Below are 21,305 nucleotides of genomic sequence, written 5' to 3' on the forward strand. Positions count from 1 at the left end.
CACGCTAGCCGCTCGCGGGGGTGCCCACGATCGCTGGGCGAGCCGCTGTCGTGGATCTGTCGGGCCGGCGCTGGCAGAGTGGCCGGAGACACCCGATCGAGAGGACGCCGACATGCGCGCCGTGTACGCCGAGAGCACCGACCCCGACGACCCGCTGGCCGGACTCGTGGTCGGTGAGCGCCCCGAGCCGGAGGTCCCCGAGGGCTGGGTGCGGGTCGCCGTGAAGGCCACCGCCCTGAACCACCACGACCTGTGGTCGCTGAAGGGCGTCGGGCTCGGCAAGGACAAGCTGCCGATGATCCTCGGCTGCGACGCAGCGGGCCTGGACGAGGAGGGCAACGAGGTCGTCGTGCACTCGGTGATCGCCTCCCCCGGCTTCTCCGGCGACGAGACCACGGACCCGAAGCGCTCCCTGCTCTCCGAGAAGCACCAGGGCACCTTCGCCGACACCGTCGTCGTGCCCGCGGGCAACGTCGTCGCCAAGCCGGCGGGGCTGTCCATGGAGGAGGCCGCATGCCTGCCCACGGCCTGGCTGACCGCCTACCGGATGCTCTTCGTGCGCGGCGGTGTCCGCCCCGGCGAGACCGTGCTCGTCCAGGGCGCCGGCGGGGGCGTGGCCACGGCGCTGATCACCCTGGCCCGCGCCGCCGGCGTGCGCGTGCTGGCCACCTCGCGCAGCGAGGACAAGAAGGCCCGGGCGCTTCAGCTGGGCGCCCACGCGGTCTTTGATGTCAACGAGCGGCTGCCGGAGAAGGTCGATGCGGTCATGGAGACGGTCGGCCGAGCGACCTGGGACCACTCGATCCGCGCCCTCCGCCCGGGTGGGCGGATCGTCATCGCGGGCCACACCTCCGGCCCCCGACCCGAAGACGCGCAGCTGACCCGGATCTTCTTCCTGCAGCTGAGCGTGATCGGCTCGACGATGGGCACCCGCAGCGAGCTCGGTGACCTCATGCGGCTGCTCGAGTCGACGGGCACGCGCCCGCTCATCGACCGCACCCTGCCGCTGGACCGAGCACGTGATGGCTTCGCGGCGATGGAGTCCGGCGACCTCGTGGGCAAGGTCGTCTTCACCCTCTGATCAGAAGAGGATGGTGGCGAAAGTGCCCGCCCGACGCATGCCGACACGCTCGTAGGTCGCCAACGCGGCGACGTTGTAGTCGTTGACGTACAGCGTGACGAAGGGGGCGTGGTCGGCCATCGTCTGCTCCACCACCGAGGCCATGAAGCCGGCGGCCAGACCTCGCCCGCGCAGCTCCGGGGAGAGCCAGACGCCCTGGATCTGGCAGGTGTCGAGGGCGACCGAGCCGATGTCGGCCTTGAAGATCACGCGCCCGCCCTCGATGACGACGTAGGTGCGTCCCTGGCGGATGAGGCGCCAGATCGAGTCACGGTAGAACGCGGAGCTGCCGGTGTAGGGGCGGTAACCGATCTCATGGGTGAACATGTGCTCGGCTGCCGGCAGGACGAGGTCGACCTCGTGGAGGTGGGCGGGGCGCACCCGTGCGTCGATCGCGTGGCCGAGTCGGGACGGCGGGGTGCGGGTGGCCATCAGCGGCTGCTCGGTGCGCATCGCCCGCGGCCGCGGGAAGACCGACCCGGTCTCCTGCCACAGGCCGAGGACCTCCTCGCGGGGTCCGAGGAAGGAGGCGCTGCGTCGTCGCATGCGCCTGACCTGCCCCGCCAGAGGACCCCAGCTCTCGGGCCCGGTGCCGACCGGGACCACGTTGGCGTAGGACCAGACGAAGGCCTCCAGCCGCCCGTCGGCGAAGTAGCCGTGCGCTGCGGTGGACCCGGGGCCGAGCCCTCCGTCGAGGATCCGGCTGGCGACGAAGACGTTCGCCGCCGGATCGCGCGCGCACAGATCCAGGGCGTCGTCGACGTCGTCGACGCCCAGGAGCCGGATCGGTTGGCGGGTGCGCAGCACTCCCCCACCCTAGTGAGCCCACCTGCACGTCGGGGGCGAAGGGGGTGCCTCTCCCTGCCTGCCCCGCACTGGGGCGCGACCCGGGAGTATCGAAGGCTTCAGCCCACCGTGACGGTGGCGCCGGCCTCCTCGCTCTCGTCGTCCTCGCCCATCTCCTCGGCGATCCGCATGGCCTCCTCGATGAGTGTCTCGACGATCTGCGCCTCGGGGACGGTCTTGATGACCTCACCCTTGACGAAGATCTGGCCCTTGCCGTTGCCGGACGCCACGCCGAGGTCGGCCTCGCGGGCCTCTCCCGGACCGTTGACGACGCAGCCCATGACGGCGACGCGCAGCGGGACGGTCATGCCCTCCAGACCGGCGGTGACCTTGTCGGCCAGCTCGTAGACGTCGACCTGCGCACGGCCGCAGCTGGGGCAGGAGACGATCTCGAGCTTGCGCGGACGCAGGCCCAGGCTCTGCAGGATCTGGGTGCCGACCTTGATCTCCTCCACGGGCGGGGCCGAGAGGGAGACGCGGATGGTGTCACCGATGCCGCGCGAGAGCAGCGCACCGAAGGCCGTGGCGGACTTGATCGTGCCCTGGAAGGCGGGCCCCGCCTCGGTGACGCCCAGGTGCAGCGGCCAGTCGCCGGCCTCGGCGAGCAGCTCGTAGGCGCGCACCATCGTCACCGGGTCGTTGTGCTTGACGGAGATCTTGAAGTCGTGGAAGTCGTGCTCCTCGAAGAGCGAGGCCTCCCACACGGCGGACTCCACCAGCGCCTCGGGGGTGGCCTTGCCGTACTTCTCCAGCAGTCGCTTGTCGAGGCTGCCGGCGTTGACGCCGATGCGGATCGAGGTGCCGTGGTCCTTGGCGGCCCGGGCGATCTGCTTGACCTGGTCGTCGAACTTGCGGATGTTGCCCGGGTTGACGCGCACAGCGGCACACCCGGCCTCGATGGCCGCGTAGACGTACTTCGGCTGGAAGTGGATGTCGGCGATGACGGGGATCTGCGATTTGGCGGCGATCGCCGGCAGTGCGTCGGCGTCGTCCTGCGTCGGGCAGGCCACCCGCACGATGTCGCAGCCGGCCGCCGTCAGCTCGGCGATCTGCTGCAGGGTCGAGTTGATGTCCGAGGTGACCGTCGTCGTCATCGACTGCACGGAGACCGGACTGTCGCTGCCGACCCCCACGGACCCCACCTTGATCTGGCGGGTCGGACGACGCGGTGCGAGCACCGGTGCGGGGGCCTTCGGCATTCCGAGGGAGACACTCATACCCCCATTATGCGTCCCATCGTCTGGATCTCCGCTGGGTGCCTCAGGTCAGGCGGATCGGCTTGACGAAGTCGGCGTACACGAGCAGCACGGTCATGGCGATGAAGGCGAGCGCGACGCCGTAGGCCAGGGGCAGTGCCTTGGCGACGTCGACGGGCCCGGGGTCGGGGCGGCCACGCACGCGGGCCCAGCCCTTCTTCAGGGCCTCCCACAGGGCACCGGCGACGTGTCCACCATCCAGCGGCAGCAGCGGGATGGTGTTGAAGGCGAAGAGCACGAGGTTGAGCGACGCGAGCAGCGAGACCAGCAGCACGGCCTTGTCCAGGGTGTCCCCGAAGGCGTCGGAGCTGGCGACCTCGCCGGCGATCCGGCCCACGCCGACGACCGACATCGGTCCGTTGGGGTCGCGCTCGGCGCTGCCGAAGGCCGCATCGGCGACCCCGACGAGCTTCTGCGGGATCTTCACCAGCAGTCCGTAGGTCTGCTCCACCTGGTCCCAGAAGAGGCCGGGGACCGCCGTGATCGGCTGCTCCTGCATCTCCCGGCTACCGCTGGCCCCGAGGAAGCCGGCCCGCTCGGTGATGACTGCACCGCTGCCGTCGTGCTGGAGGTTGCCGTTGTCGTCGTACACGGGCAGGTCGAGGACGATCGGGTCGGCCTGCAGGGTCACCGGGTCGCCGTCCCGGGTGACGGTCAGGGTCAACGGCGCACCGAGGTTGTCGCGGATCGCCAGGCGCACGTCGTCCCACGTCGTCACGGAGGTGCCGTTGATCGCGGTGATCGTGTCGCCGGGTTTCAGTCCGGCCTTGTTCGCCGGCGCCAGCGGCATGTCCGGGGTGCACTCGGAGCGTGCCTGCTGGCCCGCCTGTGAGATGTCCACGCACTGGCTCACCGAGGAGATCTTCGGCGTCGTGACGGCCACTCCGTGGAGGGTGAAGATCCCGGTGAGGAGGACGAGCGCGATCAGGAGGTTGACCGTGGGGCCACCCATCATGATGACGATCCGCTTCCACACGGGCAGCTGGTAGAACATCCGGCCGTCGTCGCCGGGACGGATCTCCTCCAGGCTCTGCTGGCGGGCCTCGTCGGCGAGCTGGCTGAAGCGTCCCGTGCTCGAGGCCCGGGTCATCGTCGGGTCCTGGCCCTTGGCCGGCGGGAACATGCCGATCATCCGGATGTAGCCGCCGAGCGGCACCGCCTTGACGCCGTACTCGGTCTCGCCGCGGGTGCGCGACCAGACCGTCGGCCCGAAGCCGACCATGTACTGGGGCACGCGCACGCCGAACTTCTTGGCCGGCACCAGGTGACCGACCTCGTGCAGCGCGATCGACAGTGCGATCCCGACGAAGGCGAGGACGACCCCGAGGACATAGAGCATGCGCCCATTCTCTCACGCACGTCGACGCCCGTCGGCGCCAGAACCCGCGCGGGCCGGGGGTCCGGGCGAAGGGTCGGTCAGCCCCCGAGGATCGCAGCGGCCTCGGCCCGGGCCCACCTGTCCGCAGCCAGGACGCCCTCGACGGTGTGTGCGTCGAAGTCGGCGCTCTCGTGCCGCGAGACGACCTCGCTGATGGTGTCGACGATGTCGAGGAAGCCGCAGGCACCCTCGTGGAAGGCGTCGACCCCGATCTCGTTGGCCGCGTTGTACACGGCCGGATGCGTGCCGCCGGCCCGGCCGACCTGCTGGGCCAGCCGCACGGCAGGGAATGCCTCGTCGTCGAGGGACTCGAAGCGCCAGTCGGCGGCCTTGGTCCAGTCGACGGGGACCTCCACGTCGGTGAGCCGATCGGGCCAGGACAGCCCCAGGGCGATCGGCGCGAGCATCGTCGGCAGACCCAGCTGGGCGACGACGGCCCCATCGTGGAACTCGACCATCGAGTGGATGATCTGCTGCGGGTGCACCACCGCCTCGATGCGGTCCATCGGCACGTCGAAGAGCAGGTGCGCCTCGATCAGCTCCAACCCCTTGTTCACCAGCGTGGCGCTGTTGGTCGTGATCACCCGCCCCATGGCGAAGTTCGGGTGCACCAGGGCCGCTTCCGGGGTGACCTCGCGCAGCTCGTCTCGCGGCAGCCCACGGAAGGGACCGCCGCTGGCGGTCACGATCAGCTTGCGCACCTCCTCCCGCGCCCCCGAGCGCAGCGCCTGGGCGATGGCCGAGTGCTCGGAGTCGACGGGCACGATCTGGCCGGGAGCAGCGGCCGCCGCGACGATCGGGCCGCCGATGATCAGCGACTCCTTGTTGGCCAGGGCCAGGCGTGCCCCGGTCCGCAGCGCCGCCAACGTCGGTCGCAGGCCGATGGCGCCGGTGATGCCGTTGAGGACGACGTCGCTCGATCGCCCGGCGACCTGGGTCGCCGCGTCCGGACCGACGAGGACCTCGGGTCCGTAGTCGCTGCTCCCCCCGGCGTCGTGGACGGCAGCGGCGATCGCCTCGGTCAGCTCCGCCACCGTGCCGGCCGCCGCGGCGACGAGCGGCGGGGTGTAGCGCGCCGCCTGCTGGGCGAGCAGGCGCAGGTTGGACCCGCCGGCGATCGCGGCGACCTCGAATCGGTCGGGGTGGGCGGAGATGACCTGCAGGCCCTGGGTGCCGATCGATCCGGTCGAGCCCAGCAGGGTGACCCGGGTGCGGTCGCTGCTGCTCACGCGCTCTCGTCCTCGCGGCTGGAGCGGATCGCCTCGCGGCGGGCCAGCCGGCTCGCCCGGCGGATCTGGGCCTCACGGAAGCGGCGGGCCTCCTGCGTGGTGGAGGTGACCAGCTCGCCTACCTCGCGCACGCTCCCTTCGTCGTCGACGGCCACGAAGACCAGGTAGGCACTGGCGACGTGGACCCGCTCGGTCACCGCGTCCCAGCGGTCGACCTCGGCGCGCACGCCGACCTCCAGCGAGGTGCGGCCGGCCCAGTTGACCTGGGCGCTGACGTGGAGGACGTCACCGACCCGGACGGGGTTGTGGAAGGCCATCTCGTCCATCGCGGCGGTGACCGCCGGGCCATGCGCGAAGCGGTTGGCCGCGACGCCGGCCGTGTCGTCGACCATCTTCATGATGTTGCCGCCGTGAACGGTGCCCAGGAGGTTGGCCTCGGCATTGGTCATGATGCGCGAAAGGGTGATCCGGGTATCGGTGGGAGTCGTCACGGGGCCATCATGACAAGGAGTGGCCGGCGCGGCGACGTCGAAGGGAGTCCGGGGTGGGTCTGGCGCTCCTGTGGGGCGCGCTTTGCCGCGGGCGCCCTGTTCGTCATGCTCGTCGACGAGATGATTCCGGAGGCCCAGCACAAGGCCGGCTCCCTCGCCGGCCTGGCGACCGTCGTCGGCTTCGCCCTCGCGGCCGGCTGTCGAAACTGACGTGACCCCGCGATGGTCGAGGCGCGAACTGGCTTCGAGGCTCCTTCGTCGCACCTCAGCCACCGGTGGTTGAGGTGCGAGGCCGCCTGCGGCCGACGCCTCGAAGCCACGCTCAGCGGTCGGCGACGACGACGCTGAGGTCCCGGTACTCCCGCTCCAACGAGGCGAGCACGCCGAGGACCCCCTCGTCGGTGGGGGTCCCCTCGGCGCCGGGAGGAGGGCTCCCGGGCCGCCACACGAGCGTCCACGGCGCCTCGTGCCGATCGGCGACGTCGCGCAGGGAGTCCATCAGTGCGTCGAGGTTGTGACCGAAGTGGTCCGGCAGGGCGAGTGCCTCGACGAAGCGGTCGTAGATCTCGCAGCGGTCGCTGCCACCGTCGACGACGTGGACGTGGTCGGTCCCGGCGGCGGCCCGGGCGAGCAGCCCGTCCACCCCGGCGGCCTCGATGTGGATCACTGGCCCTCCTCGATCTGCGCGAAGCTCGCGTAGTGGTCCTGCGTGTAGAAGCAGTCCATAGCCTGCCCACAGACGATGCGCCTGGCACCGCGGTGGTCCAGGCCCGGGGTCGGCACGGTGTACTCGCTGTAGTACCCGTCCTGCTGCTGCGGCAGGATGCCCTCGCGGTTGCCGAAGGTGATGCCGTCCCGGTCGTGGGGGAAGGGACCACCGTCGTGGATCAGCCCCAGGGTCTCGCGGCCCTGGGGCGGCAGCTGCGACGCGGGGATGGTCTCCAGCCCCGAGTCCGGCGTCGCGCCGCCGTGGGTGGACGAGGTGCTCGACCTGTCGTCGGGTGACCCCGGGATCCTCATCTCCCGCGGGTCGCCCCCGGACAGGATGATCCACGCTGCGGCAAGCAGCAGGAGCACGGCACCGGCGAGTCGGATCCGCAAGCGCCATCGCCGGTCCATCAGAGCGCCAGCCCGACGTACTTGGTCTCGAGGTACTCCTCGATCCCCTCGAAGCCTCCCTCACGACCGAAGCCGGAGTGCTTGACCCCGCCGAAGGGTGCGGCCGGGTTGGACACGACGCCCTGGTTGACACCGACCATGCCGAACTCGAGCGCCTCGGCCACTCGAATCGTGCGCGCGGTCTGTTCGGTGTAGAGGTAGGCCACGAGTCCGTACTCGGTGGAGTTGGCCAGAGCGATCGCCTCCTCGTCGGTGCGGAAGGTGGTGATCGGGGCGACCGGCCCGAAGATCTCCTCCGTCAGCAACCGAGCGCTCGCCGGCACATCGGCCAGGACCGTCGGCGGGTAGAACCAGCCCTTGCCGCTGGGCACCTCGCCGCCGGTGAGGACCTTCGCGCCGCCGTCGACGGCGTCCTCGACGAGGTCGACGACCCTGGCGCGGGCCGCCTGGGTGATCAGGGGGCCGACGTCGACCCCCTTCGCCGTCCCCTTGCCGACTCTCAGCTCCCCCATCCGCTTCGCCAGTCGGGTGGCGAACTCGTGCGCCAGCGACTCGTGGACGAGGAAACGGTTGGCGGCGGTGCAGGCCTCGCCGATGTTGCGCATCTTCGCCAGCATCGCGCCGTCCACGGCGCGGTCGAGGTCGGCGTCCTCGAAGACGAGGAAGGGGGCGTTGCCGCCGAGCTCCATCGACGTGCGCAGCAGCTGCTCGGAGGACTGGCGCACGAGTGCCTGGCCCACCGGCGTGGAGCCGGTGAAGGTCAGCTTGCGCAGGCGCGGGTCGCGGATGATCGGCTCGCTGACCTCGCCGGAGCGGCTCGTGGTGATCACGTTGAGGACACCGGCCGGCAGCCCGGCCTCCTGCAGGAGCCCGGCCAGGGCGAGCGTCGTCAGCGGCGTCTCGGCGGCGGGCTTGATGACCGTGGTGCACCCGGCCGCGATCGCCGGACCGATCTTGCGGGTACCCATCGCCAGTGGGAAGTTCCACGGGGTGATCGCGAAGACGGGCCCGACCGGCTGCTGCATGGTCATCAGCCGGGTCCCGCCCGAAGGGGCGAGCGAGTAGCGCCCGTGGATCCGCACGGCCTCCTCGGCGAACCACCGGAAGAACTCCGCGCCGTAGGTGACCTCGCCGCGCGACTCGGCGAGCGTCTTGCCCATCTCCAGGGTCATGAGCATGGCGAAGGTGTCGGCCCGCTCGGTGAGCATCTCGAACGCACGTCGCAGGATCTCGGAGCGCTCGCGCGGGTCGGTCGCGGCCCAGTCCGCCTGCGCGGCAACGGCCGCGTCCAGGGCCGCGCGCCCGTCGGCGACGGTGGCGTCGGCCACCTGCGCCAGCACCCGTCCCGTCGCCGGGTCGTGCACGGCGAGGGTCTCCCCCTCCCCCGCGTCTCGCCAGGCTCCACCGATGTGCAGGTGGGTCGGGGCGTACTCGAGGGCGGACTTCTGCGTCACGACAGGCATGCGGGCAGCCTATCCACGCGCGGAGCGCCGGACGCGCCACCCATCGGCACCCAAAGGACATTCATCATCTGTAGGCGTCAACTGGCGTAATTCATTCGGTTTTGAGAACCTTAATCAGATGAACTTCCCGTCTCGACCCCGGAGGCTGTCATGACCCCCTTCGCCCGTGTGCTCGTCGACCAGGTGCACTCCAGCGCGTGGTCGCTCGATGCCGACCTCGCTGCGGAGATGAACCCGGCCAACCAGGGTGACGCCAGCCTCGCCCGCTCCGCCGCCCTCCTGCGCGAGCGCGGCACCCGGGTCGACCCCCACACCGACGGCGAGCTGACCCCCGGCGCCCTCGAGGGTGTCGACGTCCTGGTCATCCCGCACCTCGCCGCCGCGGCGAGCGAGCGCGTGACCGGCGACCTGCCTCCGGTCCTCACCGCGGCCGAGATCGATGCCGTCGTCGACCACGTGGCGAAGGGGGGCGGCCTGGTCGTCCTCGCCGAGTGCGACCAGGACACCCACGGCAACAACCTGGGTGAACTGCTCGCCCCCTTCGGTGTGCAGATCACCTCCACCCTCGTGCACGAGTCCCCCGACGGTGGCCGGCGCCACCACGGCAACGCCACCTGGGTGCGTGCCGACATCGCGCAGACCCCCGGGCAGGGCGTCCTCGCGGGGATCGCCGACCTGTGCTTCTACCGCGCTGGAACCCTCGACGTCGCCACCGCCGCGGACGCCCACGTGCTGGCCCGCACCTCCGCGAGCGCGCACCCGGCCGACGAGCCGCTCGCGGTGACGCTCGAGCACGGCCGTGGCCGCGTCGTCGTCCTCGCCGACTCGGACATCGTCGGGGACGACTCGATCGGCGAGCTCGATCACGAGGAGTTCTGGGTCAACCTGGTCACCTGGGCCGGCAACTCGAGCACGCCCACCGCGAGCGATACCGCCCGGTCCCACCCGGTCGCCACCTCCCCGGCCTGGCTGGCCCTGAAGGCCGCCGTCGAGGAGCTGCGCCTGCTGCAGGCGCCCGACGGCTCGCTGCAGCCGGAGGCCGACCGGGAGCGCGCCGCCGCGCTCGTGGCGCAGATGGTCGCCCGGGTCGAGGAGCTCGCGCCGCACTTCCCGCACGACGGCGCGTACCTCGCCGCCCTGCCGGGCGACCTGCAGCGCTGGGTCGACGACGGCTTCGGTGTGCCGGACTTCCTCGACAGCCTGCAGGCCTTCCGTCCCGAGCAGCACCGCGTGGACGGGGCCGAGCACCTCGTCCTCTTCCCGATGTACACGCAGAACGGCAACCCGGACCGCGTCTTCGAGGCCGTGCTGCTGAGCACCTTCTGGCCGGACTGGCTCGCCGACGTCGAGGGCCGCTTCGACAACCCGATGTTCCTGTCGGTGCAGTTCCTCGACCACACCCCCGGCTACGACACCAACTCCGCGGTGCTCTTCCCCGAGACGGTCTGCGTGCGCGAGGTGCCGACCTTCCACTGGGGCGCGATCTTCTCCGACCGCGAGGCTGCGCGCTTCCGCCGGATCACCGAGGCGACCGCGCAGACCCTCTCCCTCGACCTGCCACCGGAGGGCGAACGACTCGTCAGCTCGCAGGAGGTGGCCCAGTCGGCGTTCGCCATGTGGGACCTCATGCACGACCGCACCCACAGCCACGGCGACCTGCCCTTCGACCCCTTCATGATCAAGCAGCGGATGCCGTACTGGATGTACGCGCTCGAGGAGCTGCGCTGCGACCTCAACACCTTCCGCCAGTGCGTCGACCTCGCGCAGGAGGGCCACCCCTTCGCCCGCGTCGTGCAGCTGGCGATCATCTTCGACCGCGGCTTCCGGTTCCCGATCACCGGCGAGCGCCACCGCAACTACGACGGCCTGGGCGGTCAGCTGCTCTTCGCGTGGCTGCACAAGCACGACGCCCTGCGCTGGACGGACAACAAGCTGACCTTCGACTGGGCCCGGGTGCCGGAGACGGTGGTCGCGCTCTCGGACGAGATCGAGCGGCTCTACCGGGACGGCATCGACCGGTCCAAGGTGGGCCACTGGATGGCGGCCCACGAGTTCATCTCCGGCTATGTCGCGCCGCACCCGGGCTCGGTCTGGGCGAAGGGGGCGGACGGCCTCCCGCTCGATGGTCCCCGCAAGGGCCTGAACGACGCCGTCCTGCCGGACGAGTTCCCGCTCAACGTCTTCTTCGAGGCGCTGCGCAAGAAGGTCGGCCCGGTCATCGAGTCCACCCGCGGTCTCACCGGCACCCGCGACCCCAGGGCCGACGAGGCCCGCGCCGACGAGAGTGTGAGGATGTCGGCGTGACCACCAACAGCACCGCCACGACGACGACCGAGCAGACCCCCTTCGATCCTCTCCACGACCCGGCCGAGCGCGGCTTCGCCAGCGACAACTACGCCGGGGTCCACCCCGAGGTGCTCGCAGCGATCGTCGCGGCGAACGGCGGCCACCAGGTCGCCTACGGCGAGGACGTCTACACCGCGCACCTGAGGGAGGTGCTCTGCGACGTCTTCGGTCGCACGGTCGAGGTCTTCCCGGTCTTCAACGGCACCGGCGCCAACGTGCTGGCCCTCCAGGCGGCGACCCCGCGCTGGGCCTCCGTGCTCACCACGAGCAGCGCGCACATCCACGCCGACGAGGCCGCGGCCCCGGAGCGGATCGGTGGGTTGAAGGTCAACGTCATCGACACGCCGGACGGCAAGCTCACTCCCGAGCTCATCGAGGACTACCCGGCCCGCGAGGGGGACGAGCACTTCGCCCAGATCGGTGTCGTGTCGATCACCAACTCCACCGAGGTCGGCACGGTCTACTCCCCCGAGGAGATCCGCGCGATCGCCGACCTCGTGCACGAGCGCGGCTGGGTGCTGCACCTCGACGGGTCGCGTCTGGCCAATGCCGCCGCGGCGCAGGGCGTCGGACTGCGCGAGCTGACCGGCGACGTCGGTGTCGACCTGCTCTCCCTCGGCGGGACGAAGGGCGGCGCGATGCTCGCCGAGGCGGTCGTCGTGCTCTCGCCCGAGCGGGTTGCCGGCCTGACCTACCTGCGCAAGCAGTCGATGCAGCTGGCCAGCAAGATGCGCTTCGTCTCGGCCCAGCTGCTCGCGCTCTTCGAGGGTGACCTGTGGCGCCGCAACGCCGAGCACGCCAATGCGATGGCCCGCCGACTGTCCGAGGCGGTCGCCGACATCGACGGCGTGCGCCTGGTCACGAAGGTCGAGGCCAACGCGGTCTTCCCGATCCTGCCGCGGCTGGCCAGCGAGCGGCTGATGGAGCGCTTCCGCTTCTACTTCTGGGACGAGATCACCGGTCAGGTGCGTTGGATGTGCGCCTGGGACACCACCGAGGCCGATGTCGAGGCGTTCGCGCAGGCTGTCCGCGAGGAGCTCGCCCAGCCGCGATGAGCGGTGCGGACAGCGTGTGAACTCCCTCACCGAAGGCGTGTTGCACAGGAAGTTGTCAGGAAAATCAACTACACCTGCAGGGTGACCTCGAGATCGCTGCGCTGGACGAGTGCCCCGGCTCTGGCCGGCGCGCTGGTCCTGTTGACCGTCCTCGCAGCCGGACCACTGCGGTCCCTCGACGCCGCGCTGCAGGGCTACTGGGCCAAGAGGTACACCCCGAACTGGTTCGGTTTCCTCGACTCCGTCCCCAACGCGGTCGCCGGCCAGGCGGTGTGCCTGCCCGTGCTGCTCGTCATCGCCGTCGTGCTGGCGCGCAAGTACCGCACCTGGCACCCGCTGGCCATCGTCGTCGCGGCCGAGGTCGCCTTCTACGTCGGTGTCGGTGGGATGAAGATCCTGCTCCAACGCACCTCACCCGCGGCCGGCGCCGGCCACTTCTGGGAAGGAGGCGTCTTCGCCCACGGGTGGTACGGCATCGCCTACCCCTCGGGCCACGCTGCCGAGGCGATCCTCTTCTACGGCGCCGCCGCGTACCTGCTGCGCACGTACGCCAACCCGGACATGCGTCTCCGCAAGCCCCTGGCCTTCCTGGTCGGCCTGATCACCGCCCAGTCCATCGTCGTGGCCTTCTACCTCGGCTTCCACTGGCCCACCGACCTGCTCGCCGGGATGCTCGCCGGCGCTCTGATGCTGCGGATCATCGTCGACGTCGACCGTCGGATCGCGGCCGGCACGCCGGTCCTCGGGTGGCAGCCACCGGCCGTGCGCACCGCCGTTCCGGCTCTGCCGGCACTGGCCCCGGCGCCGTCGCGCACCTCCGGTGCGGCCGTCCCGAGCGCTGCGAGCACGGCGTCGCCGCCAGCGCAGCCGTCACCCGTCCCGGCCCTGGCCACGCTCCCCACGGTGAGCCAGAGCGCCAACGACCTGCCCCCGCTGCGACCGGTGGCGGTGCGGACCATGTCGGCTCGCCCCGGCCCGGTCAGCCCATGGCCCGGCCGGCGGGCGACCCCCTTCGCCCTGCGGGAGCACGTGCGCCACGCCCGGGTGCGGGAGCTGCAGACGACCGGCAAGGGCTGAGCCCCGCCTCCCCGGGAGGGAAGGAACGGGGCTCAGGACCGCGAGGGCAGCCACCTCAAGAGTCGAGGCTGGCCATCACGTGCTTGATGCGCGTGTACTCCTCGAAGCCGTACATCGACAGGTCCTTGCCGTGGCCGGACTTCTTGAAGCCACCGTGCGGCATCTCGGCGACGAGCGGGATGTGGCAGTTGATCCACACGCACCCGAAGTCCAGACGACGACTCATCCGCATCGCGCGGCCGAAGTCCTTCGTCCAGACGCTGGAGGCGAGGCCGTAGTCGACGCCGTTGGCCCAGGCAGCGGCCTGGTCCTCGTCGGAGAACTTCTGCACCGTGATGACCGGGCCGAAGATCTCGTTCTGGATCGCCTCGTCGTCCTGCTGCAGGCCGGAGACGACGGCGGGTGAGAGGTAGAAACCATCCCCCATCTCCTCCAGGCGGGTGCCACCGACGGCCAGGTTCGCGTGGTCCGGGAGGCGCTCGAGGAAGCCGGTGACCGTGGCCAGCTGGTTGGAGTTGTTGACCGGACCCAGCAGCGCGTCCTCGTCGTCCGGGAAGCCGACCTTCGCCTCGTTGCGCGCGTACTCGGACAGGGCTGCCACGAAGTCGTCGTGGATGCCCGGGGCAGCCAGCACCCGCGTGGCCGAGGTGCAGTCCTGGCCGGCGTTGAAGTAGCCCGCCTCGCCGATGCCGTTCACGGCCGCCTCGATGTCGGCGTCGTCGAAGACCACGACGGGCGCCTTGCCACCGAGCTCGAGATGGGCCCGCTTGAGGTCCTTCGCCGCCGAGGCGGCGACCTCGATCCCGGCCCGGATCGATCCGGTGATCGCCACGAGCTGGGGGCTCGCGTGCTCGACGACCAGGCGCCCGGTGTCGCGGTTGCCGGCGACGACGTTGAAGGTGCCCTCCGGGAGGAACTCACTGGCGATCTCGGCCAGGAGCAGGGTCGCCTCCGGAGTGGTGTCGCTCGGCTTGAGGACGATGGTGTTTCCGGCCGCCAGAGCGGGGGCGATCTTCCAGATGGCCATCATCATCGGGTAGTTCCACGGCGTGACCTGACCGACGACGCCGATCGGCTCACGACGCACCCAGCTCTCGAATCCCTTCATGTACTCGCCGGCCGACTTGCCCTCGAGCACCCGGGCGGCACCGGCGAAGAACCGCAGGTGGTCGAGCATCATCGGCATGTCCTCGCTGAGGGTCAGCGCGACGGGCTTGCCGGTGTTCTTCGCCTCGAGACGCGCCAGCTCCCCGGAACGGGCCTCGAGGGCGTCCGCGAACTTCAGCAGAGCCATCTGTCGCTCCGCCGGCGTCGTCGCCCCCCAGGTCCCGAACGCCGTCGAGGCCGCCGCATAGGCACGGTCGACGTCTCCGGCGGTGCTGGCCGGGGACGAGCCCACGGCCTTGCCCGTCGACGGGTCGACGAGCTCGAAGTGCTCGTCCGCGAGGGACTCGACGTAGTCACCCCCGACGAAGTTGCGCAGTGTGCGGATGTCCTGGGTGGTGTCGGTCACGGGGGCCACTCCTTGTGGGTTGGGGCCGGTGGGCACGTCGATGATGTGATTCGCACCATATCCCCGCCCCACCGTTCGTGTCACGTACTGGATGGAGACTGATTTCGACGGATACCGGACATGGAAACGCAGCCGATCGACGGATACCGCAGTGCAAAGGCTTGCATTCAACGGGTACCGAAGAGCATGATGGCTCCATGGCCAGCCGTGTGAAGCTCGACGGGGTGAGCAAGCAGATCATCGAGCACCTGCAGCAGGACGGCCGGCGCGCCTATGCGGAGATCGCCCGGGCGGTCGACCTCTCCGAGGCTGCCGTCCGGCAACGGGTACAGCGACTCGTCGACACCGGCTTCATGCAGATCGTCGCCGTCACCGATCCGCTCCAGGTCGGCTTCACGCGGCAGGCGATGATCGGGCTGAGCGTCGAGGGGGACCTCTCCCCCGTCGGAGACGCCCTGGCCGCGATGGACGAGGTCTCCTACGTCGTGACCACGGCGGGCAGCTTCGACCTGCTGGCCGAGGTCGTCTGCGAGGACGACGAGCACCTGCTGACCCTGATCAACGACCGGATCCGCCGCCTGCCGGGCGTGCGCTCCACCGAGACCTTCATGTACCTCAAACTCAACAAGCAGCACTACAACTGGGGGACCAGATGAGCAACCCGTCCACGACCAGCCTCGGCACCAGCATGCAGGACGCCGCCCGCGACCACCTGTGGATGCACTTCACGCGCCACGGTGACTTCGAGGACGGCAGCCACATCCCGACCATCGTCCGTGGTGAGGGCCACACGATCTGGGACGACACCGGCAAGGAGTACATCGACGGGCTGTCCGGGCTCTTCGTCGTCCAGGTCGGCCACGGCCGGACGGAGCTGGCCGAGGCCGCCGCCAAGCAGGCCGAGCAGCTCGCCTTCTTCCCGCTGTGGTCCTTCGCCCACCCGGCCGCCATCGAGCTGGCCGAGCGACTGGCCGTCGGGGCCCCCGGCGACCTCAACCGCGTCTTCTTCACCAGCGGTGGCGGCGAGGCCGTGGAGTCCGCGTGGAAGCTGGCCAAGCAGTACTTCAAGCTCACCGGCAAGCCGCACAAGCACAAGGTCATCTCCCGCGCCGTCGCGTACCACGGCACCCCGCAGGGCGCGCTGTCCATCACGGGTCTGCCGCCGCTGAAGGCCGACTTCGAGCCGCTCGTGCCCGGTGCGCACAAGGTGCCCAACACCAACATCTACCGGGCGGCCGAGGAGCTGCGCGAGGACCCGAAGGCCTTCGGCCGGTGGGCCGCCGACCGCATCGCCGAGGCCATCGAGTTCGAGGGCCCCGACACCGTTGCTGCGGTCTTCCTCGAGCCGGTGCAGAACGCGGGCGGCTGCTTCCCGCCGCCCCCCGGCTACTTCGAGCGCGTGCGCGAGATCTGCGACGAGTACGACGTGCTGCTCGTCGCCGACGAGGTCATCTGCGCTTTCGGCCGGATCGGGTCGATGTTCGCCTCGACCGATTTCGGCTTCACTCCCGACATCATCACCTGCGCGAAGGGGATGACCTCCGGCTACTCCCCGCTCGGCGCGATGATCGCCAGCGACCGGCTCTTCGAGCCGTACAAGAAGGGCACCAACACCTTCCTGCACGGCTACACCTTCGGTGGCCACCCGGTCAGCGCCGCGGTCGGCCTGGCCAACCTGGACATCTTCGAGCGCGAGGGTCTCAACGACCACGTGAAGGAGAACGCACCGGCCTTCCGCAGGACCCTGGAGAAGCTGCTCGACCTGCCGATCGTCGGCGACGTGCGCGGCGAGGGGTACTTCTACGGGATCGAGCTGGTCAAGGACAAGGTGACCCGGGAGACCTTCACCGACGCGGAGGCCGAGTCGCTGCTGCGTGGGCACATCGACAAGGGGCTCTTCGACGCCGGCCTGTACTGCCGTGCCGACGACCGCGGGGACCCGGTCATCCAGCTCGCGCCGCCGCTGACCATCGGGCCGGCCGAGTTCGACGACATCGAGCAGCGGCTGCGCTCGGTGCTCTCGGAGGCCAGCAAGCACATCTGAGCCTCTTCGCCCTCCCCCTTCGCCCGCCCGGTCGATGTAATCCTGCGCGCCCTGGTGCGCGGGAATACATCGACCCACTGCCGGGAGACGGCGGGTCGAAGGGAGCGATGGCTAGGTTGGGCAGATGAGCAACAGGGAGACGCGCACCCATCCCGCGCACGACCCGACCCATCCCGGCCGGCGGCACCCGGCCTACCGGGAGGTCCACGACGCCGAAACCTTGCGGACGCTGGCCGAGCAGGAAGCACCCCTGGGTGGATGGCGGGTGCAGGGCCTCGACCTGGCCCCACACGCCGAGCACCTCTCGCAGGCGGACGTGCGCGGCCTGGTCGTCCTGGGCGGCGAGGTCCCCGAGGAGCTCGCCCGCAGCCTGGTCGCCCGGGGTGCGGTGCTCATCCCCCGGGACCCGGCCTGCCCGGTCGATCCCTTCCGCGCGCGGCTGTACTCCCCCTTCGAGCTCTACCGGGGGCTGACCGAGAGCGGGTACGCCGCGACGGCGGACGCCCACGCCTACACCTGGAGCCGCGACAAGCGCACCCAGCACGACGCCTACGCCACGCTCCTGCGCGCCCTGCACGACGACGCCATGCAGGACGCGCTCGTCGAGGCCCTGCACGGTCGCGACGTGGTCGGGGTCATGGGAGGTCACGCCCTCACCCGTGGCTCCGGCGCCTATGCCGACGCCGCCGAGCTGGGTCACACCCTCGCGCAGGCCGGTCGGGTCGTGCTCACCGGCGGTGGTCCCGGCGCGATGGAGGCGGCCAACCTCGGCGCCCTCGCCCCGTCGCCCGAGGCCCTGGCCGGTGCACTCGACGAGCTGTCCGCGGTCCCGGGCTTCACCCCCTCGATCGAGGACTGGGCCGTGCTCGCGATGCAGGTGCGGGACGGGCTCGGGGTCGACCACTCGGGGATCCGCAGCATCGGCATCCCGACGTGGTTCTACGGCCACGAGCCGCCCAACGTCTTCTGCAACGGGATCGCCAAGTACTTCTCCAACCCCCTGCGTGAGGACATCCTGCTCTCCCAGAGCAGCGGCGGCCTAGTGGTCCTGCCCGGAGCAGCCGGGACGGTCCAGGAGATCTTCCAGGCGAGCACTCCCCTGTACTACGCCGACGAGGACGAGCCGCTCCCGCCGCTGGTGCTCGTCGGGCGGGAGCACTGGACGCGGACGCTGCCGGTGTGGCCGGCGCTGCAGGCGCTGGGAGCCGACCGGCCGCTCGGCGACGCCCTGCATCTCGTCGACAGGCCCGAGGAGGCCGCCGAGATCGTCCTGGGCCGACTCCATGCGTCGTGACCTGTCGCCGCCCGGATGGAGGTGGACTCGCCGACGATTCCTCGGCGAGTTGACGTCCACCCGCTCCGACGTCAGTCGAAGACGATCGTGCGGCGTCCCCGGAGGACGACGCGGCGCTCGACGTGCCAGCGCAGTGCCCGGGCGAAGGCCATCGCCTCCAGCTCCTGGCCGGTGCGGGCGAGCTGCTCCGGGCTCATCCGGTGGTCGACGCGGCGGAAGTCCTGCTCGATGATCGGCCCCTCGTCGAGGTCTGCCGTCACGTAGTGCGCGGTCGCGCCGATGACCTTCACGCCGCGGTCGTGCGCCTGGCTGTACGGACGCGCGCCCTTGAAGGAGGGCAGCAGCGAGTGGTGGATGTTGATGATCCGCCCCGGGAAGTCGGTGCACATCTCCTGCGAGAGCACCTGCATGTACCGGGCGAGCGCCACGGTCTCGACGCGCTCGGCCGCGATGATCTCGCGCAGCCGGGCCTCGGCTTGTGGCTTGGTCTCCTTGGTCACCGGGACGTGGTGGAAGGGGATGCCGTGCCACTCGACCTCCTCGCGGAAGTCCTCGTGGTTGGACACGACGGCCGGCACGACGACGTTGAGCTGGCCGGTGCGCACCCGGAAGAGCAGGTCGTTGAGCACGTGCCCCTGCTTGGAGACCATGATCAGCAAACGGTGCGGCTCGTGCGGGTCGTGGACGTCGACATCGGCACCGAGCTGCTCGACGAGTCCGGCGCGAGCGGCCTCGAGCGTCTGGGGATCGATCGGCTCGTCCCCGCCGAGGTGCATCCGCAGGTGGAACTCCCCCGTCGAGGGATCACCGAACTGCTGGCTGTCGATGATGTTCAGGTCGAGACCGACCATCGCCCCCGTCACCGCGTGGACGATGCCGCGCCGGTCGGGGCCGGAGAGGGTCAGCACGGCCTCGCGGCCGAGGCCGCTCGGGACGGGAACGCTCACGAGCTCGTCGCCGCCAACTGCCCGCAGGCCCCGTCGATGTCGCTGCCACGCGTGTCGCGGACGGTCGTCGGGATCCCGGCCGCGCGCAGGCGCTCGACGAACTGCTGCTCCACGCCGGGGCGGGAGGCGGTCCACTTCGAGCCCGGCGTCGGGTTGAGCGGGATCGGGTTGATGTGCACCCAGCCCTTGCCACGGGCGAGCAGCTTCTTGGCGAGCAGGTCCGCGCGCCACGCTTGGTCGTTGATGTCCTTGATCATCGCGTACTCGATGCTCACCCGTCGTCCCGTCGCCAGGTAGTACCGGTGGGCGGAGTCGATCGCCTCGTCCACCTTGAACCGGGTGTTGATCGGCACCAGCTCGTCGCGCAACTCGTCGTCGGGTGCGTGCAGCGACAGCGCGAGCGTGACCGGGATGCCCTCCTGGGTGAGCTTGTCGATGCCGGTGACCAGGCCGACGGAGGACATCGTGATCCCCCGGGCGCTCATCCCCAGGCCCTCGGGCGAGGGGTCGACCATCCGGCGGATGGCGCCGATGGCGGACTTGTAGTTGGCCAGGGCCTCGCCCATGCCCATGAAGACGACGTTGGTCACCCGGTGACCGCCACGCGAAGGGGGGTTCCCCCCTTCGTCCGTCCCGTCGCCGGCCTCATCGCCCAGCTCAGCGCCCGAGTCGGCGGGCGCCGTGAGGTCGCCGGACTCGGCGAGCATGCGATTGGCGGCGACGACCTGGTCTACGATCTCGGCCGCCGACATGTTGCGGGTCAGTCCCGCCTGGCCGGTGGCGCAGAAGGGGCAGTTCATGCCGCAGCCGGCCTGGCTGGAGATGCAGATGGTGGCCCGACGGCGGTAGCGCATGAGCACCGACTCCACCGTCGCGCCGTCGTGCAGGCGCCACAGCGACTTCAGGGTCGCGCCCTCGTCAGCGGAGATCGTGTGCACCGGGGTGAGCAGCCGCGGCAACAGCGCGGCGACGAGCTCCTCACGCCCGGCCTTGGGCAGGTCGCTCATCTGCGCCGGGTCGTCCGTGTGGTGGGTGAAGTAGTGCGTCGAGAGCTGCTTGGCCCGAAAGCCCGGCAGGCCCAGCTCCTTGGCCAGCTCGACCCGCCCGGCAAGATCGAGGTCGGCCAAGTGGCGCGGCGGCTTGCCGCGCCGGGGTGCTTTCATCGTCAGCTGGCCGGGAACCGGACGCGTCGTCGAGGGCTGGGGCAGATCGGTCATCGAGCCCATTGTCTCAGGCTCGGCGTTGGGCTCAGTACGGGGCGATGAGCCGCAGCGCGAACCACGCCAGCGGAACCACCAGGACGAGCGAGTCCAGGCGGTCCATCAGGCCACCGTGGCCCGGGAGGATGTTGGACATGTCCTTCAACCCGAGGTTGCGCTTGAGGCTGGACTCGATGAGGTCACCGATCGTCGCGACGGGGGCGATCAGCGCACCGAGCAGGGCGCCCTGCCACCACAGGCCGGTGTCGAGGCACAGCGGCACGGCGATGGCGCCGACGATCGCGCACGTGACGATGGAGCCGGCCATGCCCTCCCAGGACTTCTTCGGGGAGAGCTTCGGCGCCATCGGGTGCTTGCCGAAGAGCACCCCCACGGCGTAGCCCCCGATGTCGGAGAAGACCGTGATGAGGATGAAGACGAAGATCCGCCAGCGCCCCTGCGGCTCGGCGAGCATCAGCGCCGCGAAGCCGATGAGGAAGCACGGGTAGAGCAGCACGAGGGCACCGGCGCCGATGTCGCGCACCGCCCCGGTCAGCCCGTCGGCGACCCGCCAGATGACGATCGCCAGGACCGTCAGGGTCGCCGCGAAGACCAGGGCCTCGGCCCCCCGCAGATAGCCGGCGACGATCAGGCTCACCGCGCCGACGGCGACCGGCACGAAGGGGGCGAATAGTCCCCCTTCGGACAGGGCCTGACGCATCTCCCACACGGCCACGACCGCGGCCACGCAGATGACGACGAGGAAGGCCACCGGGTGGACCAACAGCGACCCGGCGGCCATGGCCCCGAGGAGCACCCCGGTGCCGATGGCGACCGGCAGGTTGCGACCGGCCCGGCTCGAGGGCCCGGCGGCCGCTGCCTCCCCCGCGCGCACGGAGCGACGTGTGGCGTTGTCGGGTGGGGTCAC

20 protein-coding genes are annotated in these 21,305 nt (G+C 70.6%); 8 read left to right on the forward strand and 12 right to left on the reverse strand.

What is annotated here, in order from left to right; translation table 11 throughout:
• The first annotated feature begins 112 nt into the window (after positions 1–112).
• Positions 113–1,081 (forward strand): zinc-binding dehydrogenase, encoded by a 969-nt coding sequence (locus tag BJY20_RS02710; protein ID WP_185990115.1) that lies wholly within the window; start codon positions 113–115, stop codon positions 1,079–1,081.
• Here BJY20_RS02710 and BJY20_RS02715 read toward each other — a convergent pair whose 3' ends face one another.
• From BJY20_RS02715 to BJY20_RS02735, 5 genes are all read right to left on the reverse strand, one after another.
• Positions 1,082–1,927 carry a GNAT family N-acetyltransferase gene (locus tag BJY20_RS02715; protein WP_185990116.1) on the reverse strand — a complete coding sequence of 282 codons (846 nt, stop codon included), beginning with the start codon at positions 1,925–1,927 and terminating at the stop codon, positions 1,082–1,084.
• Between the two features lie 98 nt (positions 1,928–2,025).
• On the reverse strand, positions 2,026–3,183 hold the full coding sequence (gene ispG, locus BJY20_RS02720) for a flavodoxin-dependent (E)-4-hydroxy-3-methylbut-2-enyl-diphosphate synthase (protein ID WP_185990117.1): 1,158 nt from the start codon (positions 3,181–3,183) through the stop codon (positions 2,026–2,028).
• A 43-nt stretch (positions 3,184–3,226) separates the two neighbouring features.
• Positions 3,227–4,561, reverse strand: coding sequence for a M50 family metallopeptidase (locus BJY20_RS02725; protein ID WP_185990118.1), 1,335 nt, complete (start codon positions 4,559–4,561; stop codon positions 3,227–3,229).
• A gap of 77 nt (positions 4,562–4,638) precedes the next feature.
• Complete coding sequence (dxr, locus tag BJY20_RS02730; protein ID WP_185990119.1) at positions 4,639–5,829, reverse strand: 1-deoxy-D-xylulose-5-phosphate reductoisomerase; 1,191 nt, start codon at positions 5,827–5,829, stop codon at positions 4,639–4,641.
• Entirely contained in the window at positions 5,826–6,320 is a 495-nt protein-coding gene (locus BJY20_RS02735) for an acyl-CoA thioesterase (protein ID WP_343062755.1), read from the reverse strand. The genes dxr and BJY20_RS02735 overlap by 4 nt, the downstream gene beginning before the upstream one ends.
• A gap of 9 nt (positions 6,321–6,329) precedes the next feature.
• Between BJY20_RS02735 and BJY20_RS02740 the strand changes: the two genes are divergently transcribed.
• Positions 6,330–6,530, forward strand: a complete 201-nt coding sequence (locus BJY20_RS02740) for a hypothetical protein (RefSeq protein ID WP_185992660.1) — start codon at positions 6,330–6,332, stop codon at positions 6,528–6,530.
• Positions 6,531–6,642: 112 nt separating this feature from the next.
• Here BJY20_RS02740 and BJY20_RS02745 read toward each other — a convergent pair whose 3' ends face one another.
• The 3 genes from BJY20_RS02745 to BJY20_RS02755 are packed head-to-tail and all read right to left on the reverse strand — an operon-like array spanning position 6,643 to position 8,902.
• Complete coding sequence (locus BJY20_RS02745) at positions 6,643–6,987, reverse strand: barstar family protein (RefSeq protein WP_185990120.1); 345 nt, start codon at positions 6,985–6,987, stop codon at positions 6,643–6,645.
• On the reverse strand, positions 6,984–7,439 hold the full coding sequence (locus tag BJY20_RS02750) for a guanyl-specific ribonuclease (RefSeq protein ID WP_185990121.1): 456 nt from the start codon (positions 7,437–7,439) through the stop codon (positions 6,984–6,986). The genes BJY20_RS02745 and BJY20_RS02750 overlap by 4 nt, the downstream gene beginning before the upstream one ends.
• Positions 7,439–8,902: an NAD-dependent succinate-semialdehyde dehydrogenase gene (locus BJY20_RS02755; RefSeq protein WP_185990122.1), complete on the reverse strand. Its 1,464-nt coding sequence runs from the start codon at positions 8,900–8,902 to the stop codon at positions 7,439–7,441. Before BJY20_RS02755 ends, BJY20_RS02750 begins: the two co-directional genes overlap by 1 nt.
• A 150-nt stretch (positions 8,903–9,052) precedes the next feature.
• On the opposite strand from BJY20_RS02755, the gene BJY20_RS16365 reads away from it, so the two are divergent.
• The 3 genes from BJY20_RS16365 to BJY20_RS02770 all read left to right on the forward strand — a co-directional run bounded on the left by BJY20_RS16365 (position 9,053) and on the right by BJY20_RS02770 (position 13,380).
• Complete coding sequence (locus BJY20_RS16365) at positions 9,053–11,206, forward strand: DUF6421 family protein (RefSeq protein ID WP_185990123.1); 2,154 nt, start codon at positions 9,053–9,055, stop codon at positions 11,204–11,206.
• Positions 11,203–12,303 carry a beta-eliminating lyase-related protein gene (locus BJY20_RS02765; RefSeq protein WP_185990124.1) on the forward strand — a complete coding sequence of 367 codons (1,101 nt, stop codon included), beginning with the start codon at positions 11,203–11,205 and terminating at the stop codon, positions 12,301–12,303. The genes BJY20_RS16365 and BJY20_RS02765 overlap by 4 nt, the downstream gene beginning before the upstream one ends.
• Before the next feature lie 81 nt (positions 12,304–12,384).
• Entirely contained in the window at positions 12,385–13,380 is a 996-nt protein-coding gene (locus BJY20_RS02770) for a phosphatase PAP2 family protein (RefSeq protein WP_185990125.1), read from the forward strand.
• Between the two features lie 55 nt (positions 13,381–13,435).
• Here the strand turns inward: BJY20_RS02770 and BJY20_RS02775 are convergent, their stop codons facing one another.
• Positions 13,436–14,893, reverse strand: a complete 1,458-nt coding sequence (locus tag BJY20_RS02775) for an aminobutyraldehyde dehydrogenase (protein WP_185990126.1) — start codon at positions 14,891–14,893, stop codon at positions 13,436–13,438.
• Positions 14,894–15,090: 197 nt separating this feature from the next.
• Here BJY20_RS02775 and BJY20_RS02780 point away from each other — a divergent pair, with 197 nt between their 5' ends.
• The 3 genes from BJY20_RS02780 to BJY20_RS02790 all read left to right on the forward strand — a co-directional run bounded on the left by BJY20_RS02780 (position 15,091) and on the right by BJY20_RS02790 (position 18,231).
• Entirely contained in the window at positions 15,091–15,549 is a 459-nt protein-coding gene (locus tag BJY20_RS02780) for an Lrp/AsnC family transcriptional regulator (protein ID WP_185990127.1), read from the forward strand.
• Positions 15,546–16,937, forward strand: a complete 1,392-nt coding sequence (locus BJY20_RS02785; RefSeq protein ID WP_185990128.1) for an aspartate aminotransferase family protein — start codon at positions 15,546–15,548, stop codon at positions 16,935–16,937. Before BJY20_RS02780 ends, BJY20_RS02785 begins: the two co-directional genes overlap by 4 nt.
• Before the next feature lie 124 nt (positions 16,938–17,061).
• Complete coding sequence (locus BJY20_RS02790; RefSeq protein ID WP_185990129.1) at positions 17,062–18,231, forward strand: LOG family protein; 1,170 nt, start codon at positions 17,062–17,064, stop codon at positions 18,229–18,231.
• Between the two features lie 71 nt (positions 18,232–18,302).
• Here the strand turns inward: BJY20_RS02790 and purU are convergent, their stop codons facing one another.
• From purU to BJY20_RS02805, 3 genes are read right to left on the reverse strand one after another with little or no spacing between them, the layout of a single operon-like run.
• Positions 18,303–19,178, reverse strand: a complete 876-nt coding sequence (gene purU / locus BJY20_RS02795) for a formyltetrahydrofolate deformylase (protein WP_185990130.1) — start codon at positions 19,176–19,178, stop codon at positions 18,303–18,305.
• Entirely contained in the window at positions 19,175–20,395 is a 1,221-nt protein-coding gene (gene rlmN / locus BJY20_RS02800; RefSeq protein WP_185990131.1) for a 23S rRNA (adenine(2503)-C(2))-methyltransferase RlmN, read from the reverse strand. The genes purU and rlmN overlap by 4 nt, the downstream gene beginning before the upstream one ends.
• A 31-nt stretch (positions 20,396–20,426) precedes the next feature.
• Positions 20,427–21,305 (reverse strand): phosphatidate cytidylyltransferase, encoded by an 879-nt coding sequence (locus BJY20_RS02805; RefSeq protein WP_185990132.1) that lies wholly within the window; start codon positions 21,303–21,305, stop codon positions 20,427–20,429.

This window comes from Janibacter cremeus (assembly GCF_013409205.1).
GTDB lineage: Bacteria > Actinomycetota > Actinomycetes > Actinomycetales > Dermatophilaceae > Janibacter > Janibacter cremeus.

Excerpts from the sequence above, each read along its gene's own strand:
- BJY20_RS02710 (WP_185990115.1), top strand. The coding sequence starts at position 113 with ATGCGCGCCGTGTACGCCGAGAGCACCGACCCCGACGACCCGCTGGCC.
- ispG (WP_185990117.1), bottom strand. The coding sequence starts at position 3,183 with ATGAGTGTCTCCCTCGGAATGCCGAAGGCCCCCGCACCGGTGCTCGCA.
- BJY20_RS02725 (WP_185990118.1), bottom strand. The coding sequence starts at position 4,561 with ATGCTCTATGTCCTCGGGGTCGTCCTCGCCTTCGTCGGGATCGCACTG.
- BJY20_RS02740 (WP_185992660.1), top strand. The coding sequence starts at position 6,330 with ATGACAAGGAGTGGCCGGCGCGGCGACGTCGAAGGGAGTCCGGGGTGG.
- BJY20_RS02750 (WP_185990121.1), bottom strand. The coding sequence starts at position 7,439 with ATGGACCGGCGATGGCGCTTGCGGATCCGACTCGCCGGTGCCGTGCTC.
- BJY20_RS02755 (WP_185990122.1), bottom strand. The coding sequence starts at position 8,902 with ATGCCTGTCGTGACGCAGAAGTCCGCCCTCGAGTACGCCCCGACCCAC.
- BJY20_RS16365 (WP_185990123.1), top strand. The coding sequence starts at position 9,053 with ATGACCCCCTTCGCCCGTGTGCTCGTCGACCAGGTGCACTCCAGCGCG.
- BJY20_RS02780 (WP_185990127.1), top strand. The coding sequence starts at position 15,091 with ATGGCCAGCCGTGTGAAGCTCGACGGGGTGAGCAAGCAGATCATCGAG.
- BJY20_RS02785 (WP_185990128.1), top strand. The coding sequence starts at position 15,546 with ATGAGCAACCCGTCCACGACCAGCCTCGGCACCAGCATGCAGGACGCC.
- BJY20_RS02790 (WP_185990129.1), top strand. The coding sequence starts at position 17,062 with ATGAGCAACAGGGAGACGCGCACCCATCCCGCGCACGACCCGACCCAT.
- rlmN (WP_185990131.1), bottom strand. The coding sequence starts at position 20,395 with ATGACCGATCTGCCCCAGCCCTCGACGACGCGTCCGGTTCCCGGCCAG.